Annotated in this window: 19 protein-coding genes and 2 pseudogenes; 8 read left to right on the top strand and 13 right to left on the bottom strand. The window is 39.7% G+C overall.

Annotated features, from left to right (window positions below; all coding sequences use genetic code 11):
• Window positions 1-5: 5 nt before the first annotated feature.
• From pyrB to PSE69_RS08550, 5 genes and pseudogenes are all read right to left on the bottom strand, one after another.
• Entirely contained in the window at window positions 6-941 is a 936-nt protein-coding gene (gene pyrB / locus PSE69_RS08565) for an aspartate carbamoyltransferase (RefSeq protein ID WP_004915903.1), read from the bottom strand.
• Window positions 942-956: 15 nt separating this feature from the next.
• Window positions 957-1106: a hypothetical protein gene (locus tag PSE69_RS08560; protein ID WP_004915905.1), complete on the bottom strand. Its 150-nt coding sequence runs from the start codon at window positions 1104-1106 to the stop codon at window positions 957-959.
• Window positions 1107-1288: 182 nt separating this feature from the next.
• Window positions 1289-1561, bottom strand: coding sequence for a hypothetical protein (locus PSE69_RS08555; protein ID WP_230088958.1), 273 nt, complete (start codon window positions 1559-1561; stop codon window positions 1289-1291).
• A 14-nt stretch (window positions 1562-1575) separates the two neighbouring features.
• Window positions 1576-1712 (bottom strand): annotated as a pseudogene (locus PSE69_RS19865) (IS6 family transposase); the annotation flags it as partial.
• A gap of 170 nt (window positions 1713-1882) precedes the next feature.
• Entirely contained in the window at window positions 1883-2872 is a 990-nt protein-coding gene (locus PSE69_RS08550) for a LacI family DNA-binding transcriptional regulator (protein WP_223854645.1), read from the bottom strand.
• A 346-nt stretch (window positions 2873-3218) separates the two neighbouring features.
• Between PSE69_RS08550 and PSE69_RS08545 the strand changes: the two genes are divergently transcribed.
• The 4 genes and pseudogenes from PSE69_RS08545 to PSE69_RS08530 form a co-directional block, all read left to right on the top strand.
• A complete protein-coding gene (locus PSE69_RS08545; protein ID WP_014657348.1) occupies window positions 3219-4463 on the top strand; it encodes an MFS transporter in 1245 nt (414 codons plus the stop codon).
• A 30-nt stretch (window positions 4464-4493) separates the two neighbouring features.
• On the top strand, window positions 4494-5702 hold the full coding sequence (locus PSE69_RS08540) for an adenosylhomocysteinase (RefSeq protein WP_004915914.1): 1209 nt from the start codon (window positions 4494-4496) through the stop codon (window positions 5700-5702).
• 84 nt (window positions 5703-5786) lie between these two features.
• Window positions 5787-7664 carry a metallophosphoesterase gene (locus PSE69_RS08535; protein WP_154610276.1) on the top strand — a complete coding sequence of 626 codons (1878 nt, stop codon included), beginning with the start codon at window positions 5787-5789 and terminating at the stop codon, window positions 7662-7664.
• Window positions 7665-7775: 111 nt separating this feature from the next.
• Window positions 7776-8144: pseudogene (locus PSE69_RS08530) on the top strand (HAD-IA family hydrolase); the annotation flags it as partial.
• A gap of 107 nt (window positions 8145-8251) precedes the next feature.
• Here the strand turns inward: PSE69_RS08530 and argF are convergent.
• Window positions 8252-9277 carry an ornithine carbamoyltransferase gene (gene argF / locus PSE69_RS08525; protein ID WP_102780863.1) on the bottom strand — a complete coding sequence of 342 codons (1026 nt, stop codon included), beginning with the start codon at window positions 9275-9277 and terminating at the stop codon, window positions 8252-8254.
• A gap of 163 nt (window positions 9278-9440) precedes the next feature.
• Between argF and rraB the strand changes: the two genes are divergently transcribed.
• Window positions 9441-9854: a ribonuclease E inhibitor RraB gene (rraB, locus tag PSE69_RS08520; RefSeq protein WP_036944087.1), complete on the top strand. Its 414-nt coding sequence runs from the start codon at window positions 9441-9443 to the stop codon at window positions 9852-9854.
• Between the two features lie 172 nt (window positions 9855-10026).
• Here rraB and PSE69_RS08515 read toward each other — a convergent pair whose 3' ends face one another.
• The 6 genes from PSE69_RS08515 to PSE69_RS08490 form a co-directional block, all read right to left on the bottom strand.
• Window positions 10027-10224 (bottom strand): heavy-metal-associated domain-containing protein, encoded by a 198-nt coding sequence (locus tag PSE69_RS08515; RefSeq protein ID WP_004915936.1) that lies wholly within the window; start codon window positions 10222-10224, stop codon window positions 10027-10029.
• Window positions 10225-10285: 61 nt separating this feature from the next.
• On the bottom strand, window positions 10286-10747 hold the full coding sequence (cueR, locus tag PSE69_RS08510; RefSeq protein WP_004915938.1) for a Cu(I)-responsive transcriptional regulator: 462 nt from the start codon (window positions 10745-10747) through the stop codon (window positions 10286-10288).
• 44 nt (window positions 10748-10791) lie between these two features.
• Window positions 10792-11061: a glutaredoxin family protein gene (locus PSE69_RS08505; RefSeq protein WP_014657353.1), complete on the bottom strand. Its 270-nt coding sequence runs from the start codon at window positions 11059-11061 to the stop codon at window positions 10792-10794.
• A 58-nt stretch (window positions 11062-11119) separates the two neighbouring features.
• On the bottom strand, window positions 11120-13618 hold the full coding sequence (locus PSE69_RS08500) for a heavy metal translocating P-type ATPase (RefSeq protein WP_121875097.1): 2499 nt from the start codon (window positions 13616-13618) through the stop codon (window positions 11120-11122).
• A gap of 203 nt (window positions 13619-13821) precedes the next feature.
• Window positions 13822-16962: an efflux RND transporter permease subunit gene (locus PSE69_RS08495; protein ID WP_121875098.1), complete on the bottom strand. Its 3141-nt coding sequence runs from the start codon at window positions 16960-16962 to the stop codon at window positions 13822-13824.
• The gene (locus PSE69_RS08490) at window positions 16962-18182 is read right to left on the bottom strand and encodes an efflux RND transporter periplasmic adaptor subunit (protein ID WP_004915947.1); all 1221 of its coding nucleotides are present in this window, start codon (window positions 18180-18182) and stop codon (window positions 16962-16964) included. Before PSE69_RS08490 ends, PSE69_RS08495 begins: the two co-directional genes overlap by 1 nt.
• A gap of 308 nt (window positions 18183-18490) precedes the next feature.
• Here PSE69_RS08490 and PSE69_RS08485 point away from each other — a divergent pair, with 308 nt between their 5' ends.
• From PSE69_RS08485 to PSE69_RS08475, 3 genes are all read left to right on the top strand, one after another.
• A complete protein-coding gene (locus tag PSE69_RS08485) occupies window positions 18491-18781 on the top strand; it encodes a YdgH/BhsA/McbA-like domain containing protein (RefSeq protein ID WP_259466007.1) in 291 nt (96 codons plus the stop codon).
• A 29-nt stretch (window positions 18782-18810) separates the two neighbouring features.
• Window positions 18811-19164: a helix-turn-helix domain-containing protein gene (locus PSE69_RS08480; RefSeq protein ID WP_004915952.1), complete on the top strand. Its 354-nt coding sequence runs from the start codon at window positions 18811-18813 to the stop codon at window positions 19162-19164.
• A gap of 261 nt (window positions 19165-19425) precedes the next feature.
• The gene (locus tag PSE69_RS08475; protein ID WP_004915954.1) at window positions 19426-19824 is read left to right on the top strand and encodes a MerR family transcriptional regulator; all 399 of its coding nucleotides are present in this window, start codon (window positions 19426-19428) and stop codon (window positions 19822-19824) included.
• A gap of 75 nt (window positions 19825-19899) precedes the next feature.
• Here the strand turns inward: PSE69_RS08475 and PSE69_RS08470 are convergent, their stop codons facing one another.
• On the bottom strand, window positions 19900-20400 hold the full coding sequence (locus PSE69_RS08470; protein WP_004915956.1) for a GNAT family N-acetyltransferase: 501 nt from the start codon (window positions 20398-20400) through the stop codon (window positions 19900-19902).
• Between the last annotated feature and the right edge of the window lie 107 nt (window positions 20401-20507).

Raw genomic sequence — 20507 nt, 5'->3', positions numbered from 1 at the left:
TCTCCTCAGATGGCCAATTCTTTATTTAAAACCAGAGACAACAAAGCTTGCCTTGCGAAAATGCCGTTACCCGCTTGTTGGAAATAGTAGGCGTAAGGGGTCTTATCAACATCAACAGTGATTTCATCAACGCGCGGTAATGGATGTAAAACTTTAAGATTGGGTTTGGCATCTTGTAAATCTGCGGCACGGAGTACAAATTGCGCTTTGACATTGGCATATTCAGACGGGTCTAAACGTTCTTTCTGTACTCGTGTCATATAAAGGATATCCAACTCAGGCAGCACTTCATCAATATTGTTATGTAAGCTGTATGTGGAGCCTTTTTCTTCAAGAAGATGCAGGATATGGATTGGCATAGATAGCGCTTCTGGCGCAATAAAATAAAAGTGATTGCCTTCAAATTTAGAGAGGGCTTGTGTCAGTGAATGGACTGTTCTGCCGTATTTTAAATCACCCACCATTGCGACTTGTAGGTTTTCAAGACGACCTTGGGTTTCTTGGATAGTAAAGAGGTCGAGTAGTGTTTGTGTTGGATGTTGGTTTGAACCATCACCAGCATTGATAATGGGAATTTCCCCCGCAAATTGGCTGGCTAAGCGTGCAGCACCTTCTTGTGGGTGGCGCATCACGATAGCATCGACATATTGGCTGATCACCGAAATGGTATCTGCGAGTGTTTCACCTTTTTTCCCCAGTGACGTGTTGGTGCTGTCAGAAAACCCCACAACAGATGCTCCTAGGCGGTGAATTGCGGTCTCAAAGGATAAACGTGTGCGAGTCGACGCTTCGAAGAAACAACTGGCGATGACTTTATGTTTTAAAAATTCTGGCTGAGGTTGCTGTTTTAGGGAGGCAGCCACTTTGAGCACAAGTTCAAGGTCGGTGCGATCTAAATCATTAATTGAGATTATGTCGCGTAGGTATAGAGGGTTCGGCATCGTTGTTCTCCTGTGTCAGCAAGACGTATAAGGTGAAAGGCCAAAAAAAAGCCCCTCAATGAGGGGCTTTTCTTGAAATACGGAGGGGAAAAACAGGCTGTCCAGACCGCCAGAAGGCAGTGCAGTGGAGGTGTTCTTTGAAACAAATAGAGCAACAGCGTTCATGTTTTCTCCCGGCAAATTGTGGCGCATTATACGCGTGTCTTTTCATGACGCAAGCGTTTGCATACAGAAAAATAGATTTTTTTGCGTCTAAGTCCACTTACGTTTCCAGTTATTTTGTATAAAAACAGTCAAATCAGAGAGATATTTGTCATTGACTGAGTCGCTTAGCGAGTCGTTCTAATTTAATCATCAATAACACCCTGACCTTTATCTAAAATATCAGGCTCATACATCTGCCACCATGCTTTTTCTTTGAGGTAAATTTCGTTAAACGGATCACCCTTTTGGGGTAGCAATAAATCCGTCACTCCATTAGGACTGCCTTTTTCTATCCGCAACCACGGCTGACCATGATTATATTTCGGAGAAGGTAAGAGTTGCAGAGGTGCTGGAGATTGCGCTAACACCGACATTATGCGCATAGCACTCATGCCCAGCACTAATTCCATCGGCATCGAATGCTCCCCAAGAGCTGCCAAGAAGAGACAGCTCGAATAAATTGATATTTTTTGAGTTTTTATGGAGTATCGGTGCATATTCAATAAACCAACGATAATTTGTCGAGCGATGAACCGACATACCGTGTTCGGCCAGCATATCACTGACTTTAGTGACATGACTTTTCCTAAAGAAGCGAGCAATGACCTTAATGTCGTTCACTTCGACAATTTTTGCAACAAGCCCACAAAAAGTGCAGTTTATCCTATAATCAACGCATCAAATACTCGACCGTCTCCTTTCACTTAAAATCAAGTTTCTTGATATTTATTCGAGGATTAAGCTTGTGTCGACCCTCTAGTAACAACTTTTAACGTAACGAACTGTTTTTCTATGATTTGTGGATTATTTGATATTTTTTCCAATAGCATTTTGATAGCGATTTCCCCTACGTATTGAGTCGGAATTTGTACGGTAGATAATTCTGGGTTCAAATAGCTGCAAAGATCTGTGTCATTGAATCCTATTACTGCCACATCGTTAGGAATATGAATGTTCAGGTGTTTTGCTGCCCGATAGATAGCGCCTGCTAAAATATCGTCATCACAAAAAACAATATTGGGTTTTTGCTGCAGTAATATCTCTGCATTCTCAGTTGATTGCGCGAGATTGAATGATGAATACACGATATGCTTAGATTTTTCTGGATTTTCTAATGAATTGAATTGCTGATCAAAAAGTTCATGTCGCGTTAAGAAGTGTTGCCTTGGAAGATCAGTTCTAAAAGAACCAACTCTGAATCGTTTCATTTTACTTGCAATGTAAAATATAGATTCGATCGCTTTTTTTACCTCTAAGCAAATATCGTTGTTTTTTTCGTCATCAGACTCAATAAATATCAGTTTTTCTCGGTAATATCTTAATAATTCGATGTTTTTCTTGTCACATGAGTAAATTATACCGCCACTGATAAGCTTACTTTGAAATAATGATATTAGATGCTCATGCCATTGTTTGTTAGCATAACTATCTAAAAGAATTAAAGAATAACCAGATTTGGTTGCGAAAATTTCTGCTGCGTGAACAACTTTTGCAAAATAAGGTTGCTGAATATCTGGGACAATAAAGGCGATAGTCTTAGAATTCCCACTGCGTAAAACTTGCGCATTAATATTGGGATGATAACCAAGTTCTTTTGCAACGCTGAGAATTTTTTCGCGCGTTTTATCAGATACTCTGCCATGATAACGACCACTGAATACGAGAGATACTGTTGATTGTGATACATTCGCTAAACGGGCGACATCTTTGCTATTAACCGTAGACATTTTCTCTCCAACAATAAAAAACATAATCAATAGATAAATAATAATATATTCTTATATCAAATAGGTAATGACCGCATGTATTAATACTAAGGGATAAAACCTATTTGAGCCTACTAATTTATCAGCATTCTTCAATGATATGATCACCATCAAGTCATACGTATAACCTATTGTGAAGTACATCACTTTATTCTTACTAGTTAGTGAGTATATTAATTGAACATGATAAGCGTTTATGGGATAGACTGTGATTAATTTAAGTTAAAAATATTTTTAAGTGCAATGCCTCGGCTCCCATAATAAATAAGTGTATTTATATATTATTTCGTGAGGTAAAAAGACTATCATGAGTATAATCACTCGATTAAAAATAGTTTCATTTTTACAGTTTTTCATATGGGGCTCTTGGTTAGTTACCTTTGCATCATATATGCTCAATACTCTTCATTTTAAAGGTGGGGATGTAGGGTTAATATTTAGCACACTAGGAATAGCATCATTATGCTCACCTATTTTAATCGGTCTAATAGCAGATAAAATCAACAATAGAAAATTAGTTTATGTCACAACTCATTTGATATCAGCATTTTTTCTAATTCTAATGGCGCATAGTTCTTCATTTAGCTTACTTTTTTTAATGACATTGTTTCATCTTCTTTTTTATATGCCAACAATGTCGATATGCAATAGCATAATTTTTGAAACTATTGGTAAGGAGAAATTAAATTCAGAAGAATATTTTCCTAAAATTAGAGTGTATGGGACGGTTGGGTTTATATCCGCAATGTGGATAATTAGTTTATTGGAATTAGAAACTAGCTATTATCAACTGTACATTGCTGCAATTGCTTCTGTTATTTTGAGTATTTATTCTATTGTTTTTATCTCAATAAATAATCACAGTAAATCTGTAATAGATGCTCCCCATGCTTTTGAATTTAGCGACTTAAAAATTCTATTCGGAAAGCCTCAAGTAGTTGTTTTTCTGTTTTTTTCTATGCTCTTAGGATCTGTTTTACAGATCACAAATACATTAGGCGTACCTTTTTTACAAGACCTTTCTGAATTACCTGAAGCCAAAAATTCAATTTTTTCAGCGCATCCGACAATATTCTTATCAATATCGCAATTTTCTGAGGTCTTGTTTATATTGCTACTCCCATTGTTATTAAGGCACATAAAAATAGAGAAAATTTTATTACTAAGTATGATTGCGTGGATATTACGTTTTGGATTATTTGCTTATGGCGATTTTACATATATAGGAACCATGGTGTTATTTCTTTCTATGATAATTTATGGTTGTGCATTTGATTTTTTTAATATATCTGGTTCTTTATTTTTGGAAAAAGAAATAACCCCGGAATTTCGATCTACCGCGCAAGGTGTATTTACTACATTGGTTAATGGTTTTGGTACTTTTTTAGGGGCAATACTGAGTGGTTGGGTATTAGACCTTAATACAACGAATGGTGTTGTTGATTGGAAAATGTTCTGGATTATATTCACTAGTTATACGCTTGTATTTACACTAGCTTATGTGGTCTATCTGATTTTTACAAAAAACAATGTTAAAAAAATTCATGTTTAATAAAAATGTAAAATTTTTGAGGTATATATTATGTTAGATATCGATCAGTACTCTATTCAAGATATGAGTTTGGCAGAACTTGGGATGAAGCGTATTAATTGGGCAAAAACACATATGCCTATTATGAAGCATTTAATAAAAAGACTTGAACAGGAACAGCCTTTTAAAGGAATGACTATTGGCATTTGTTTGCATGTTGAAGCGAAAACAGGAGTATGGCTTGAAGCTTTAACAAAAGGTGGCGCAAGAATTGCCATTACAGGCTCTCCTGGTTCGACACAGGATGAAACAGCCGCAGCATTGGTTAAGTATATGAATGTCAGTGTTTTTGCGAGAAGAAACGAATCATTCGAGGATCATATTACCTATTGTAAAAAGGTATTAGAAATGAACCCTTGCATCATCGCTGATAATGGCGCTGATTTGCATGAACTAGTCCTGACTGATCCTAAATTTAAGTCGTTACAAAAGACAATTATTGGTGCAACTGAAGAGACAACAACAGGGGCAAATCGTTTACGAGAAAACTTTGTTTCTCAACTTTGGCCAACACTCATTATTAATGATACTCAGTCTAAGCGAATTATAGAAAACAGATATGGCGTCGGTTCATCAGTTGTTGAAAGTATTGCTCATGCGACTAATGTGATGATACACGGTAAAAAGGTTGTCGTTATCGGATATGGATATTGTGGTTCTGGTGTAGCGCAGCGCTTCAGAGGAATGGGGGCTCATGTTACTGTTGTTGACACAAATCCACTGACTCGGTTGGAGGCACATTTAGAAGGTTTTCAGACCGCGGAACTTTTGGATACTTTGTGTGATGCTGATTTTGTTGTCAGTGTAGTGGGACGAGATAACATACTGACCTCGAAGCATTTTACGGCAATGAAAGATAATGTCATTGTGGCAAATGCAGGGCACTTTCAACGTGAAGTTGATATAAAAGCGCTGAATTCCATCACATCTAGTTGCGAAGACGTCACGCCTAATATCAACAGATACCAACTGAAAACAGGTAAAAATATATTTTTAATGTCTGATGCAAATTTAGTCAATTTATCCGCAGGTAATGGTAATCCTATTGAAGTGATGGATTTAGGACTGGCGCTACAAACATTAAGCTTAGAAAAAATAGCACTCAGTAGTAAAACATTAAAAAATATCCCACAACCAGTTCCTTTTGATATAGAAATGAAAGTGGCGCAACTCGCCTGTGATAATTGGATCACGCATTAATTTGAGTCAAGGTGTAATGACTTAATAAACATTAATGTTTAGTGCAAAACAATTATTATAATAAATTAATTTTGAGATAATAATATGAAGAGAATATTTCTTGGTTCATTATTAATAAGCGTTTTAATCTCATCATCGTATGCTGATAATTTAGTTGAGGTTAATATACTCAGTACATCAGATATCCATTCTTTTATTAGTGATGATAACTATTACAGTAATACTAAAAGCGAAAATTATGGTTTGATATCATGGATAGGCACTATTGAAAAGTTTAGACGTGACCATAAAAATACTTATTTAGTTGATACTGGCGATCTTTTATCAGGAAACCCAATCGGTAATCATGTCATTAAACGTTATAATCAGAATGATGCCTATTATAATATTTCTCCTATTATATGCAGCTTGAATGCCCTAAATTATGATGTCGCAACTCCAGGTAATCATGATTTTGATAATGGCGTTGATTTTTTAAAGAAGTCTTATTCAGGTGCAAACTTTCCTGTGGTTTTAAGTAATGTTATTGATAAAGAAAAACAGGAAAGCCTTTATCCTGAGTATATTATAAAAGAAAAAAATGTAATCGATGACGTAGGTAAAAATCACTTATTGAAAATTGCTTACATAGGCTTGGTTCCTCCGCAAACAATGCTTTTTAATAAAAGTAAACTGGAAAATAAAATTATATTTTTTGATATGCTAGAATCTGCCAATAGCGCAGCAGATAAGGCTAGAAAGGATGGTGCAGATCTTGTAATTGCTTTATCCCATTCAGGGATTGATGTATCACCAATTGAATATGGAATGGAGAATGTAGCATATTATCTTGCAAGAAATCCAAATATTGATGGTGTTTTATTTGGTCATACTCATGAAATATTTCCTTCTAAAAAAACGATAGCGCATGAAAATATTAATATTGAATCAGGAAAAATATTTGATAAGCCAGCTGCACAACCAGGGAAATGGGGGGAGTCAGTATCTGCAATAACCTTTAACCTTGAAAAAAAGAATGGGCAATGGCTTATAAAAAGTAGTAAAGGTTATCAGTTAGAAAAAAGTGATGTGCCTGCTGCGGAAAATACTATTAAAAGTGTATTATCATGTATAAATGATACAGAAATAGACTTAAAAAAAGATTTAGATAAGGAGGTCAGTCTTGATCAATTTAAAATTGATAATAATTTTAATTTAATAGGAAATGAAAGTTTAACAACACTCCTTGTTGATTCAATTCATGATTATATGAAAAATTACATAAATGAAAATGATAAGCTGCTTGTTTCTATTTCACCTTCTTTTTCATTAAATGACGATAATTATATCATTGATATACAGGATAGAAAGCTTACGAATAGAGACTTAAATCAAATTTTCTACCCTGCTTATTTATCCGCCTTAAGAGTAAATAAACAGCAGATAATTGAATGGTTAGAAATGAGCTCAAATATATACAACTCCCCTGATGGTGACTCTACTCCTTTGATAAATAATCAGTTTCATAGTTTTCTATTTTACCCAATAATAGGGTTGACATATGATGTAAATATTAGCAATCAGCCGTTATACGACTTGTCTGGTAAGCGGAATGAACAGGTGAGAAAAGGAAGGATATCTAACATTCGTTATAATGGTATAGAAATAACGGACGAAGATTCCTTTATTATTGTTGCTAGTAAATATGCACCTTTTTTTCAAAATAATAAAGATAGCCCTTATTTAGATATTGGAAATGAAAGAAATATTGATATTTTCAGTAAATATATTTCCTCACACCATGAATATTCTAAACCTAAAAATAATTATCGCATAATTTCTGACTTACCAGTACAAATGCATTTAGTATTACCGCATTACACAGACAAGTCAGCGACGTTCTTATGGAATAATCAATATGAACTGAAGTTGAATAGCCAAGATAAAAAGTGGATGACTTACCAAATAAAAATAAGCAAGTGACATTTGGAGACTATTTTAGGTCGTTGAGAATGGCTAAGGTAGTCTCCATTTTTAGTTGACCGTTACAGCTTACCTGTATTTAAAGTTTTTGGTTGCCGTTCGGTCGGATACTATTGGATTGCGAGTGAGGATTTAGCTGCGGGTGGTCGCCCTGGCTCATGGATGGCGCTACAAAATGTCATTGAATTGGGTATCGATTCAGTTGCCCATTGCATTAAGGTTGATGATGCGGCACCGGGTATTGAAGAAGGGCGTAATGCGGGTATGTGGAGTGTTGCTCTTGCTTTATCAGGTAATGAGTTTGGTAAAACATGGGATGAATATCAAAGCATGTCAGCCGATGACACCACACAATTACGCCAGCAAGTAGCTAATAAATTATTTACTGCGGGGGCGCATTATGTGATAGGGACATTAGCTGAGCTACCTGATCTTATAGAGAAGATAAATATTCGACTGGCTAATGGCGAAAGACCTTAAGTCACCGTATCGCCGATTTCAATTAGGCTGAGTTCGAGTCTGTGCGATATTGTGGTGCCTATTACCTCAACTTTTATGAGTAGGCACCACCGACCTAAGCCACTCAATTAAATAACACCACGAGGTAATTCAGGTGCTAATGTTGCAACCATTACCGCTTTGATTGTGTGTAAACGGTTTTCTGCTTCATCGAACACAATGCTGTAAGGGGATTCAAAAACCTCTTCCGTGACCTCCAAACCTCCCCACATATCAAACTCTTTAGCGAGTTGTGCGCCAAGGGTAGTATCTTCATTATGAAATGCAGGTAAACAATGTAGGAATTTGACATCTGGGTTACCAGTGAGCTTAATGACATCCATATTCACTTGATATGGCTTAAGTAAATGAATTCGTTCAGCCCAGACTGCTTTTGCTTCACCCATTGACACCCAAACGTCGGTATACAGGAAATCTGCACCTTTGACCCCTTCAGCGACATTCTCAGTGAGCGTGATTTTCCCTCCCGTTTTCAGCGCCGCTTTTTGGCAAATTTCAACTAATTCAGCTTCCGGCCAGCAACTTTTTGGTGCAACTAAACGTACGTCCATCCCCGTCAGTGCGGCGGCTTCTAGCATGGAGTTCCCCATGTTGTTACGCGCATCGCCTAAATAAGCAAATTTAATTTCGGATAGAGGCTTGTTCGGTTGATGTTCTCGGATAGTGAGTAAGTCGGCTAATAACTGTGTGGGATGGAATTCATTCGTTAATCCATTCCATACAGGCACTCCCGAATGTGTTGCTAAGGTTTCAACCGTTGACTGACTAAACCCCCGATATTGAATACCATCATACATCCGACCAAGCACTCTCGCGGTATCTTTCATGGTCTCTTTATGCCCGATTTGACTACCGGAAGGGCCAAGGTAAGTCACTCTAGCTCCTTGATCAAACGCTCCAACTTCAAAGGCGCAGCGTGTGCGTGTAGAGTCTTTTTCAAAGATAAGGGCAATATTTTTACCCGCGAGTAGCGGTTTTTCGAGGCCAGCTTTCTTCTGTGCTTTTAGCCATGCTGACAGTTTCAATAATGAATGAATTTCGTTAGGTGTAAAATCAAGTAACCTAAGAAAATGCTTTTTATAGAAGGGGTTCATAAAATTCAGCCTTTTTTATTTGAATTAATATTCAATTTATATTCATAAAAATTCAAAATCAACCCCCAATAGAAAAGAAATTATTCATTCAGGTATGGTGTCACTGGCAGCCCTATGGGAGAATGGCCTAGAGACTAGCGATAATGAAAAAAGAGGTGTGGATATGGTGGATAAAGCTGAGTTAGAGGCACAATACGAAGAAACGCGTCTAATTATTGAAGAGTTACTGGAGGATGGCAGTGATCCTGATGCATTGTATGCAATTGAACACCATTTCTCAGCAGACAATTTTGAACTACTAGAAAAAGCAGCAGTAGAAGCCTTTAAATTAGGTTATGAAGTCACTGATGCGGAAGAGCTGGAAGTCGAAAATGGTGTGACGCTAATGTGTTGTGATGTGATCAGCGAAAGTGCACTTAATGCAGAGTTGATCGATGCGCAAGTTGAACAGTTGATGAAGTTAGCTGAAAAATTAGGTATCAACTATGATGGTTGGGGAACTTACTTTGAAGACCCTGATGCTGAATATGATGACGAAGACGAAGACGGCGAAGAAGGTGGAGAACGTTTTCATTAATTCGGCAAAGGCTGTAATTTAAACCGTGTAATTGCCTGCTTTTGATATGTTGATCCTAACAACAAAGCAGGCACATGATGACCGAAAAATAGTTAACGATTCAATCCATATCCTAAATAACTGGCTAACATGGCATATCTATCTTAGTCAGCCAGCTATCAATAAACCTTTCTTAAGCTGGATCTGCTGGGTACCCTGCTGTACTGAGTGCGGTACGGAAAATACTTTCATCAATACGGCTGTTGATCTGCACTTTTTTCGTCGCAGGGTCTGCTTCAACCTGTGCTTGCGCATCAATATCTAATACCACTTTTTTGATTGATTTCGCGCAGCCATCACAAGCCATTTTTGGGATAGTTAAATTAATCATTTTTACACTCCTATTATCAATACGTTAATCAATATAAAGCTTCCCCCTATTGGAAGGTCAATCAATTTTTTACCATACGCATTGAGAAATTATCGAATCGACGATTTTTAGCTGGCGGCGTCTCATCGCGCTTTGTTGGGTTCACTAAATTTTCAATGATCGGACAATCAGGTTTACTGTCGCCATGGCAATGTTGAGTCAGTGTTTCTAATGTTTTAGCGATAGCTTGTAGTTCATTGATTTTTCTTTTTAGCTCGGAAAGATGGGTGAGTGCCATCGCCTTAACATCGGCGCTAGTGCGTTCTCTATCCCGCCATAAGTACAGTAAAACAGAAATTTGTTCAGTGGAAAAACCGAGTGCTCGAGCGCGGCGGATAAGATTAAAGCTATCGACATCGGATTGATTGTAATAACGGTATCCTGCATCGGTACGCTTAGCCTTGGGGAGCAAACCTGTTTGTTCATAATAACGGATCATTTTTGCTGAGATACCAGAAAGTTTGGCTGCTTGACCAATATTCATAATTTTACCTCTCCAACAGTATGATACCCCTTGAAACAAGGTGCTTATGACTTCTCTTTTGCCCGTTTAAGAGCGGCGATAATGTTTGGTTTTTGTGAGGCAAAAGTGCCGTAAAATAGATGCTCTCCAATTAGGGTAATTGGCGCGACACGTACGCCAGTACGCGCCTTCGCCTCGGCCATAATTTGTGGGTCGGTCAGATCCCGCTCGTCAAATGTAAGTTGCTCTTTAACCAACCACTCTTTGAGCAATTGGCAATCGGGGCAGGTGGGGGTGGTGTAAATTGTAATTTTAGGTTGAGATGTCAGCGCCATCATGTTCTCCTTTCGATTGGTATAGCCAGACCTGAGCAAGGCCTGGCTTGTCGATTGTTTATTGAGTGATGCCTTCTTTCATCGGTGCTTGGAAGCGTTTAAGACGTAAGGCGTTACCTAATACAAAGACGCTAGAAAGAGCCATTGCCGCCGCCGCTAAAATCGGTGAAAGCAAAGTGCCATTAATTGGGTACAGTAAGCCTGCTGCCACTGGGATCAAGAGCGCGTTATAAGCGAACGCCCAAAATAGGTTTTGTTTTATATTACGGATAGTCGCTTGGCTTAAGGCAATTGCATCGACAACACCACGCAAGTCACCTGACATCAAGACCACATCTGCCGCTTCAATGGCGACGTCTGTTCCCGTACCGATAGCCAACCCAACATCGGCTTCGGCAAGTGCAGGAGCATCGTTAATACCATCCCCCACAAAGGCGACTTTATTGCCATTACTACGGAACTGTTTTAGTGCTGCGACTTTGCCGTCAGGCAGTACTTCGGCAGCCACTTCATCAATACCGAGTTGCTTAGCGATTGCAGCAGCCGTTGCCGCATTATCACCGGTGATCATCGCCACTTTTAAGCCTAATGAATGTAAGGCTTTAATCGCTTCTGGGGTGGTCTCTTTTATTGGGTCAGCAACGGCAATAATTGCTGCTAAACGCCCATCAATTGCCGCATACAGCGGGCTTTTGCCTTGTTCGCCTAAACGTAATGCGGTTGGTTGGAAATGGCTCACTTCTAAGCCGAGTTGTTTCATGAAGCGGTCAGCCCCGACAGAAATTGAACGGCCTCCTACTTTCGCTGAAACACCAAACCCAGGTACAGCTTCAAATTCTTCGATTGCGGCAAATGAAATCCCTTTTTCTTTTGCGGCAGCCACAATGGCTTCGGCTATCGGATGCTCGGAGCGGGTTTCAATCGCAGCAACTAAGGCTAAAACTTCATCATATTCAAATCCTTCTGCTGGAACGAGATCGGTTAATTCAGGGCGACCTTTTGTTAACGTACCGGTTTTATCCAGAGCGACGACACTGACATCACGCAGAGCTTGTAAGGCTTCACCTTTACGGAAAAGAACACCTAATTCCGCTGCACGACCAGTACCGACCATAATAGATGTTGGTGTCGCAAGGCCCATCGCACACGGACATGCAATAATCAATACCGCAACGGCGTTGATCAGAGCAAAGGTGAGCGCAGGATCTGGGCCAAAAATCAACCAAATAAAGAAAGTGATAACTGCACCTGCCATGACCGCTGGCACAAACCACATCGTGACTTTATCCACTAATGCTTGGATTGGTAGTTTGGATCCTTGCGCTTCTTCAACTAAGCGAATAATTTGTGCTAATACGGTGTTTGAACCAATTTGGGTCACACGGAAACTGAATGCCCCTGTTTTATTGATAGTACCGCCGACAACCTCAGAGCCTATTTCTTTTGAGACAGGAACCGGTTCACCGGTGATCATGCTTTCATCGACATAAGAAGCCCCTTCGATAACAACACCATCAACAGGAATTTTTTCACCCGGACGAACGAAAACAATGTCGTCGGTGGCGACTTCATCGAGTGGAATTTCGATCATTTTGCCATCACGTGCCACTCGTGCTGTTTTGGCTTGTAAGCCAACAAGGCGTTTAATGGCTTGAGACGTCTTCCCTTTTGCTCGCGCCTCCAATGTGCGACCAAGCAGAATTAATGTCACGATAACGACCGCGGCTTCGAAATACACATTCGCAGTGCCAACGGGCAGAATTTGTGGCATAAAGGTGGCAACAACGGAATAGCCGTAAGCGGCTGCCGTACCGACTGCAACCAGTGAGTTCATATCCGGTGCAGCACGCAGCAACGCGGGAACCCCTTTTTGGAAAAAGCGCAAGCCTGGGCCGAATAAAACGAGAGTGGCTAACACAAATTGGATATACCAATTGAGTTGCTGACCGAGAGTATTTGCAACCCAATGATGAATACCCGGAATAAAGTGAGAGCCCATTTCAATAATAAATACTGGTAGCGTAAATATTGCGGCAGTAAATAGTGAACGGCGCAGTGAACGCTCCTCTTGTTCACGACGTTCATCCGCTTGCTCATTCACATTGGTGCTGGCATCGGATAAGCGACGAGGCTTATAACCGGCTTGAACAACGGCAGCTTCTAAGTCAGCGACAGTGACGGCTCCAGACAAATGGCGAATGCGAGCGCGCTCGGTGGCTAAATTGACACTCGCTTCAATAACACCGGGTATTTGAGTAAGTGCTTTTTCAACACGACCAACACAAGATGCACACGTCATCTCTTCAATGGCTAATTCTGTGATTTCTTCTCTGACTTTATAGCCTGAACTTTCAATCGCACGGATCGCGGCGTCTACATCAACATGCTCTTTAAATGTAATGTCTGCACGTTCAGTTGCTAAGTTTACGACGGCGGTATCAATATTATCGACCGCTTTTAAGGCACGTTCGACACGGCCTACACAGGATGCACAGGTCATTCCTTCGACTGGTAAACTCAGCCTATTGGCTGAAGATTGAGATAGATTCGTAGTCATTGATTTACCCTCTTAAGTATCATCATGCGTAAAGCCTAACGTTTACCTTAAGGGGAAGGTCAAGCATTTTTTTTATTATTATGTTCAAAAAAGAGATAGCCACAGTCAAATGTAACTATCTCTTTGTTTTATATGCAATATAATAGGTTTGTATTATGAGTTCGCTAAACTATCGTTGTTTCGCGAACTGTTTTTGAGGTCGATTATGGGGATTTTTTACCCGCTAATTTACGTATCATCATGTAGAAAACAGGGGTTAATAGTAAACCAAATAGCGTTACACCTAGCATGCCGAAGAACACCGCAACCCCCACGGCTTGTCTCATCTCTGAACCCGCTCCCGTCGCTAAAACAAGCGGGATCACGCCAGCAATAAAGGCAAAGGATGTCATCAAAATAGGGCGTAATCGTAGATGAGCGGCTTCTGATACGGCGGCTAAAGGATCTTTTCCTTGTTTCTCTTGGGCGATCGCAAATTCAACAATCAAAATCGCATTTTTTGCAGCAAGGCCGACCAGTACAATGAAAGCGATTTGTGTGAAGATATTATTATCTCCATTGAGCAACCATACGCCGGCAATAGCAGAAAGTAGAGCCATTGGCGCGATTAATAGTACAGAGAATGGTAATGACCAACTGTTATATTGAGCAGCCAAGATCAAGAAAGCAAATAGCACTGCTAATGGGAAAATATAGAGTGCTGAATTACCCGCTAACTGCTCTTGATAGGTTAGATCTGTCCATTCAAAGCTCATGCCCTCGGGCAATGTTTCACGTAAGATCTTCTCCATCGCATCAGTGGCTTGTCCTGAAGTAAAGCCAGGAGCCGCGTTGCCGGTGATATCGACAGAAGGGTAACCGTTATAGTGGATCACGCGATCAGGGCCATTTGTACGGGTAATCGTCACTAAGCTACTCAGAGGGATCATCTCCCCATGCTTATTACGTACCTTGATGAGTTCAATATCTTTAGGATCCATTCTAAAGGGCGTATCTGCTTGCACAATGACACGATAGGTTCGACCAAAACGATTGAAATCATTGACGTAGAGTGATCCCAAATTAATCTGTAATGCATCAAAGATATCGGTGAGCGTAACACCTTGCGCTTTGGCTTTTTCGCGATCAATATCCACATCGATTTGTGGCGAATTGGTCTGGAAACTTGCCATCATGCCGGTTAATTCGGGGGCTTGCATTGCTTTCATCAACACTTGCTCTTGCACTTGCGCTAACGCATCAAAGCCAAGATCAGCCCTATCTTCTATTTGTACCTTAAAGCCCCCCATCGAACCCAAGCCGGGAACCGGAGGTGGAGGGAATATGCCAACAAAACCATCCGGTATTTGACTAAATTTACCCATTAGGCGTTCGGCGATGGCATTTGCTGATAGTGAAGGATCTGTACGCTCATCAAACGGTTTGAGCATTGCAAACATGAGTGCTGAATTCGGTAAGTTAACGGGGCCATTTACAGAGAGGCCAGGGAACGCTACCACGTTTTCAACACCAGGCTCCATCAGTGCGAGGCGTGACATCTCTTTAACAACCGCTTCTGTTCTATCGAGAGAAGCACCCGAAGGCAATTGCGCGACGCCAATTAAGTAATATTTATCCTGTGCAGGAACAAAGCCATTAGGAACCACTTTAAACCCGAGTGCGGTTAGCCCAACAAAGCCAAGATATAGCACAAGAATAATTAAACTTCCTCGTATGCAGCGGCGTACAATCTGAACGTATTTGTTGGATAATGCATTGAAAAAGAGATTAAATTTAGCGAAAAAGCGACTAAATATCGCATTGATAATGCGAGTCAACCAGTCTGGTTTGCTATTTTTATCATGGGGCTTCAGTAAGATAGCACTGAGAGCAGGAGATAAGGTCAATGAGTTAATCGCAGAAATAATCGTTGAAATCACGATTGTTAATGAAAATTGTCGATAAAACTCACCTTGTAAACCGGATAAAAATGCGGTTGGAATAAAAACAGCCGCTAATACTGATGTAATGGCAATAATAGGGCCTGTGACCTCTTCCATCGCTTTAAAGGCGGCTTCTTTTGGTGTTAATCCTTCCGAGATATGCCTTTCAACGTTTTCAACGACGACTATCGCGTCATCCACCACTATCCCTATTGAGATAACTAAACCGAATAGCGATAGTGTATTGAGAGAAAAGCCGAATAGGTACATAAAGGCAAATGTTCCCACGAGTGATACGGGAACAGCTACTAACGGAATGATTGATGCTCGCCAACTTTGTAAAAAGAGCACCACGACAATAACCACTAATATGGTGGCTTCAAGTAAGGTGATAGCGACCGATTTTAGTGAGGCGCTGACAAAAATAGTTGGATCGTAGGCAATTTTATAGTCGATCCCTTCGATAAAGTTAGCCTGTAAACGAGCCATGGTTTCTCGTACCGACTCCGCCACTTCCAACGCATTTGCTCCGGGGCTCATGACAATCTGTAAGCCAACCGCGTTTTGCCCATTCAGTAAGCTGCGAAGTGAATAATTATCGGCACCTAGCTCTAATCGAGCGACATCTTTTAAATAGGTCGACTGCCCATCTTCGCCTGTTTGAATAATAATATTGCCAAATTGCTCTTCGGTTGTGAGTCGACCAAGTGCATTGACGCTGATTTGAAATGAGGACGTTGAGTTCGGCTGCTGCCCAATCGAACCTGTAGCGACTTGAATATTTTGTTCGCGAATAGCCGTAACGATATCATTTGCCGTTAAGCCTAATGATGCGACTTTTGTGGGATCAATCCATGCTCGCATCGCATATTCACCTTCCCCCCAAACTAATGCGCTGGCAACACCGGGTAATCTAGCAATTTCATCACGCACATTGAGTAAAGTGTAATTAGAGACAAACAGTGGGTCATAGACATTATTGGGTGAGTACATATGGACGACCATTAGGACATCCGGTGACGTTTTTTCCGTTGTGACGCCAATTTGTTGAACTTCTTGAGGCAAGCGAGGAATGACGCGCGAAACTAAGTTTTGCACTTGAATTTGTGCAATATCGGGGTCGACATCTTGCCTAAAAGAGATGGTCAGTACCATTTTTCCATCGGTCGACATTTGCGAGCTCATATAGAGCATGCCTTCTACCCCATTAACCGCTTGTTCGATGGGGGAGGCCACCGTATCAGCAATCACCTTGGGTGTTGCACCTGGATAACTGGCGATAACCTGAACCGTAGGGGGAGTCACGGATGGATATTCGCTTAGGGGCAATTTATAAAAGCTCAAAATCCCTGCTATCAATATAAATATTGATAAGACCATGGCAAAGATAGGGCGCTGTATAAAGAAACGGGGAAAATTCATTATCTGTTTTCCTCTATTTCATCTGAAGGTTGATGTTGAGTTTGGTGAGGCTCTTTTGTTGATGAAGGCTCCATTGAGGTGTATTCAGGCATCACCGCCATACCCGGTCTAACAAGGCCTTTAATAATGACCTTTTCACCCGCAGTTAAACCCTCATTGATCACTCTAAGGCCATCAACTAGGGCACCTAACTGGACAGGGCGATATTCAGCTTGGTTATTGTTATCAAGAACCAAGACATAGTTTTGCCCTTGATTAGAGCCGATTGCTTGGTCATCAATTAAAATGGTGGTTTTTTTAGGGCCGGTAGGAAGTTGTGCACGAATAAAAGCGCCGGGAATCAGTTTCCCCTCTTTGTTAGCAACGACGGCGCGCACTTTTACTGTGCCTGTTGTCCGCTCTATTTGGTTACCAACAAAATTCAGGCTTCCTAAATAGTGGGTACTTTTTTCATTCGGTAATTGTATGGTAACGGGCGGTAATGTGGCCTTAGTATTGCTTATTGTTGATGATTGTAACCCCGCTAATTGATGAAAAGTGGCTTCATCAATATCAAAATAAGCATATATTGGGTCAATTGAAACAATCGTAGTTAAACGTGTTGCACTACTGGTGTCACCACCAGTCACTAGGTTCCCTTCAGTAATAAAGGCTCTATCGACTCGGCCTGCAATAGGGGAACGAATTTGCGTATAAGATAAATTGAGTTTGGCGGATTCTACCGCGGCTTTTGCTGATTTTACTTGTGCATTATTTGCGGTCAGCGTGGATAAGGCATCATCATAATCTTTCCGCGAAACGGCACCTTTATTTACTAATCCTTTGAGGCGTTGGTAATTTCTACTAGCTTGAGCCGCTAAGGCTTCTGCTTGGCTTAATTTTCCCTCAGCCTCAAGCAAGGCGATTTGAAATGGATGAGGGTCGATTTGGAAGAGTAAATCACCTTTTTTAACCAGTTGCCCTTCAGGAACGTCTACAGAATTAATCCGTCCACCCACGCGAGAGCGTAAATCAACCGTTTTGGGTGAAGCTAAGTAGCCTGTAAATTCAGAAAAAGGAGTCATTTCCCGTTGGATCACTTCCGCGACAGGCACTTTAGGGAGCATCGTAGAACTTGTCGTTTCGGGTTTATTATCATTATTAGCATCTTGTGCGATAGCGAGGCCGCTTATCCCCATAGCCACAACAAATGTCGCATATATTCCGATTTTCATCTTCATAATAAACTTTACCTAATTAATTGATTTCATTGTTAGCTTTAATGTTGAATAACCAATGTTGTGTAAGGGTAAAGGTTACAGTAGTTGTAAGGTCAACAGTTTTAATGCAAGCAGGTGTGGGAATATATTGAAGGACAGTGTTTACGTTTATTTTTAATTAAATAAATTGAATACTCTCAATAAGGTTATCTTAGAGATAGATATAAAAATAAGTTTGCAAAAGCCAAATAAGTTATTGACCTTGTATCTACTTTAAGGTTTTTAATATTCATCATTAATTAAAACACGGACATAAATAAGGATTAATGATGAAAAAGATTATCGCTTTATTTGTATTAAGCCTAGTTAGTTATCAAGGCGTCGCTGCAAATAATCAAACATATTCTCAACAGGCATCAAGTAAGGTTACTGAGAATTATTTATCTGTAGATACGCATAAAAAAATACTCAGCTCAGCCACATTTATTGGTGATGCGAGTTTATCATCAATAGAAACGCAAGCTCAGGAAACGGCAAAAAAGATAGGGGCGAGTAGTTATAAAATTGTTGGAGTAAGTGGCGAAACTAAACTCCGAGGACATGTTATATTTTATCAATAAAATCCTTTGATTTTATAAGGAGATGAGCGATGAGTCATCACACCATTAGAGAAAATGTGATACAAGATATTCTTTTATGGATTGATATGAATGTGGATAAGCCACTGAATATTGCGGAAATCTCTCATAGGGCTGGCTATTCAAAATGGTATTTTCAACGTATTTTTAAAAATACCGTGGGCGTCAGCTTAGGGCAATATCTTTTAATTAATAGGCTATTAAAGGTGTCATCTGATTTGAAACAGACAAATGACAAGATTATTGATATTGCTTTTAGATACGGTTTTGATGGACAGCAAGGGTTAACAAGAGCTTTTAAGCGTAAATTGAAAGTAACCCCTGCTAAATATAGGAGAGAAACCGCACTCAGGTACCATGCGTAGTATAGCGTATTTTGATAACAATCGTGTCATAAAGTATTAAGCCTAGCTAGCCAGCTAGATAATGCAATAAACTAAAAATTGTTGGTCTAGCGGCTAGCTGAATAGGTTAACCTTTGATGGTTTTACTTTTAATTTGTTGAAATAAAAAAATTAAATAAGAAAAATAATCAAATCATCGTTTTTCTTGACCTTACAATAATGGTAAGGATTAGCATTATTGAAAATTTAAAATAACCTATCTCTGTTTTTAGGTGGAAGAATATGAAAATAGGTGAAGTATCAAAATTATTCAATATTCCAAGAGAGACAATACGGTTTTATGAAAAAGAGGGCCTAATCGTTCCTCCGAATAGAAATGATAATAACTATCGCAGTTACAGTGAAAACCATATTGAACGACTCCGTTTTATAAAAAATTGCCGTAGTCTTAATATGTCTCATCGTGAAATAAAAAAACTATTAGATCTGGTGGATAATAATAGTGATGATTGTGAGCTCGTTGAGGGAGTGATTAACTCACATCTATTTAATATTAGAGAAAATATCGAAAAGCTGAAAAAGCTCGAAAGAGAATTGATTATCTTACAAGATCATAGCAATGAAATGAATAGCAATCATAAGTGTGGGATAATAAAAAACTTATTATCTAAAGAGATTTGATCTTTAACGTTATACGATTTTCTATCTATATAGGTAATAAGGATAGCAGCTTGGCTATCCTTATGGAGACTGTGATTACAGTGCTTTTAGCATACGGATTTCACAATCGCTGTGGCCTGTATTGCCGAGTGGCTCATCGATAAATTCAAAGCCTAATTTCTCATACAGTTTAATGGCTGCTTGTAAATCTGCGGTTGTTTCTAGGTAGCAGCGTGTATAACCTTGTGCTTTAGCAAACTCTAATGACATTAGTACAATCTGCTTAGCGACCCCTTTACCTCTTAATACCGAAGAGAGATACATTTTTTGTAGCTCGGCTGTTTCATTATCACCGCCAGCTAATTGTGATATGCCACCACCACCGACAATTTTACCGTCCATTTCAACGACCCAGTAAGCACTACGAGGCTTGCTATAGACTTCATAGAGCGTATCTAAAATAGGATCGGCTACCGCAAAACCTTTATCAGCCGTTAAGCCATGTTCTGCTGAAACTTCACGGATAACCGCGGCAATCCCCGCATTATCTTTTTGTTCGATTAAACGAATAGTGTGGGTTGTTGTATTTGTTGTCATGAGAAACTCTCTTTATTTATTGTTTTGTACTACTCAGTGAGAGAGAACCAGAAGGGAACTTCAATCTGAGATCTGCGAACGCAGTCGTATCATAATAATCGATTAAT

The organism is Providencia sp. PROV122 (genome assembly GCF_028482365.1).
Taxonomy (GTDB): domain Bacteria; phylum Pseudomonadota; class Gammaproteobacteria; order Enterobacterales; family Enterobacteriaceae; genus Providencia; species Providencia stuartii.
The sequence above is the reverse complement of the archived record's forward strand: the minus strand, read 5'-3'. Positions and strand labels throughout refer to the sequence as shown.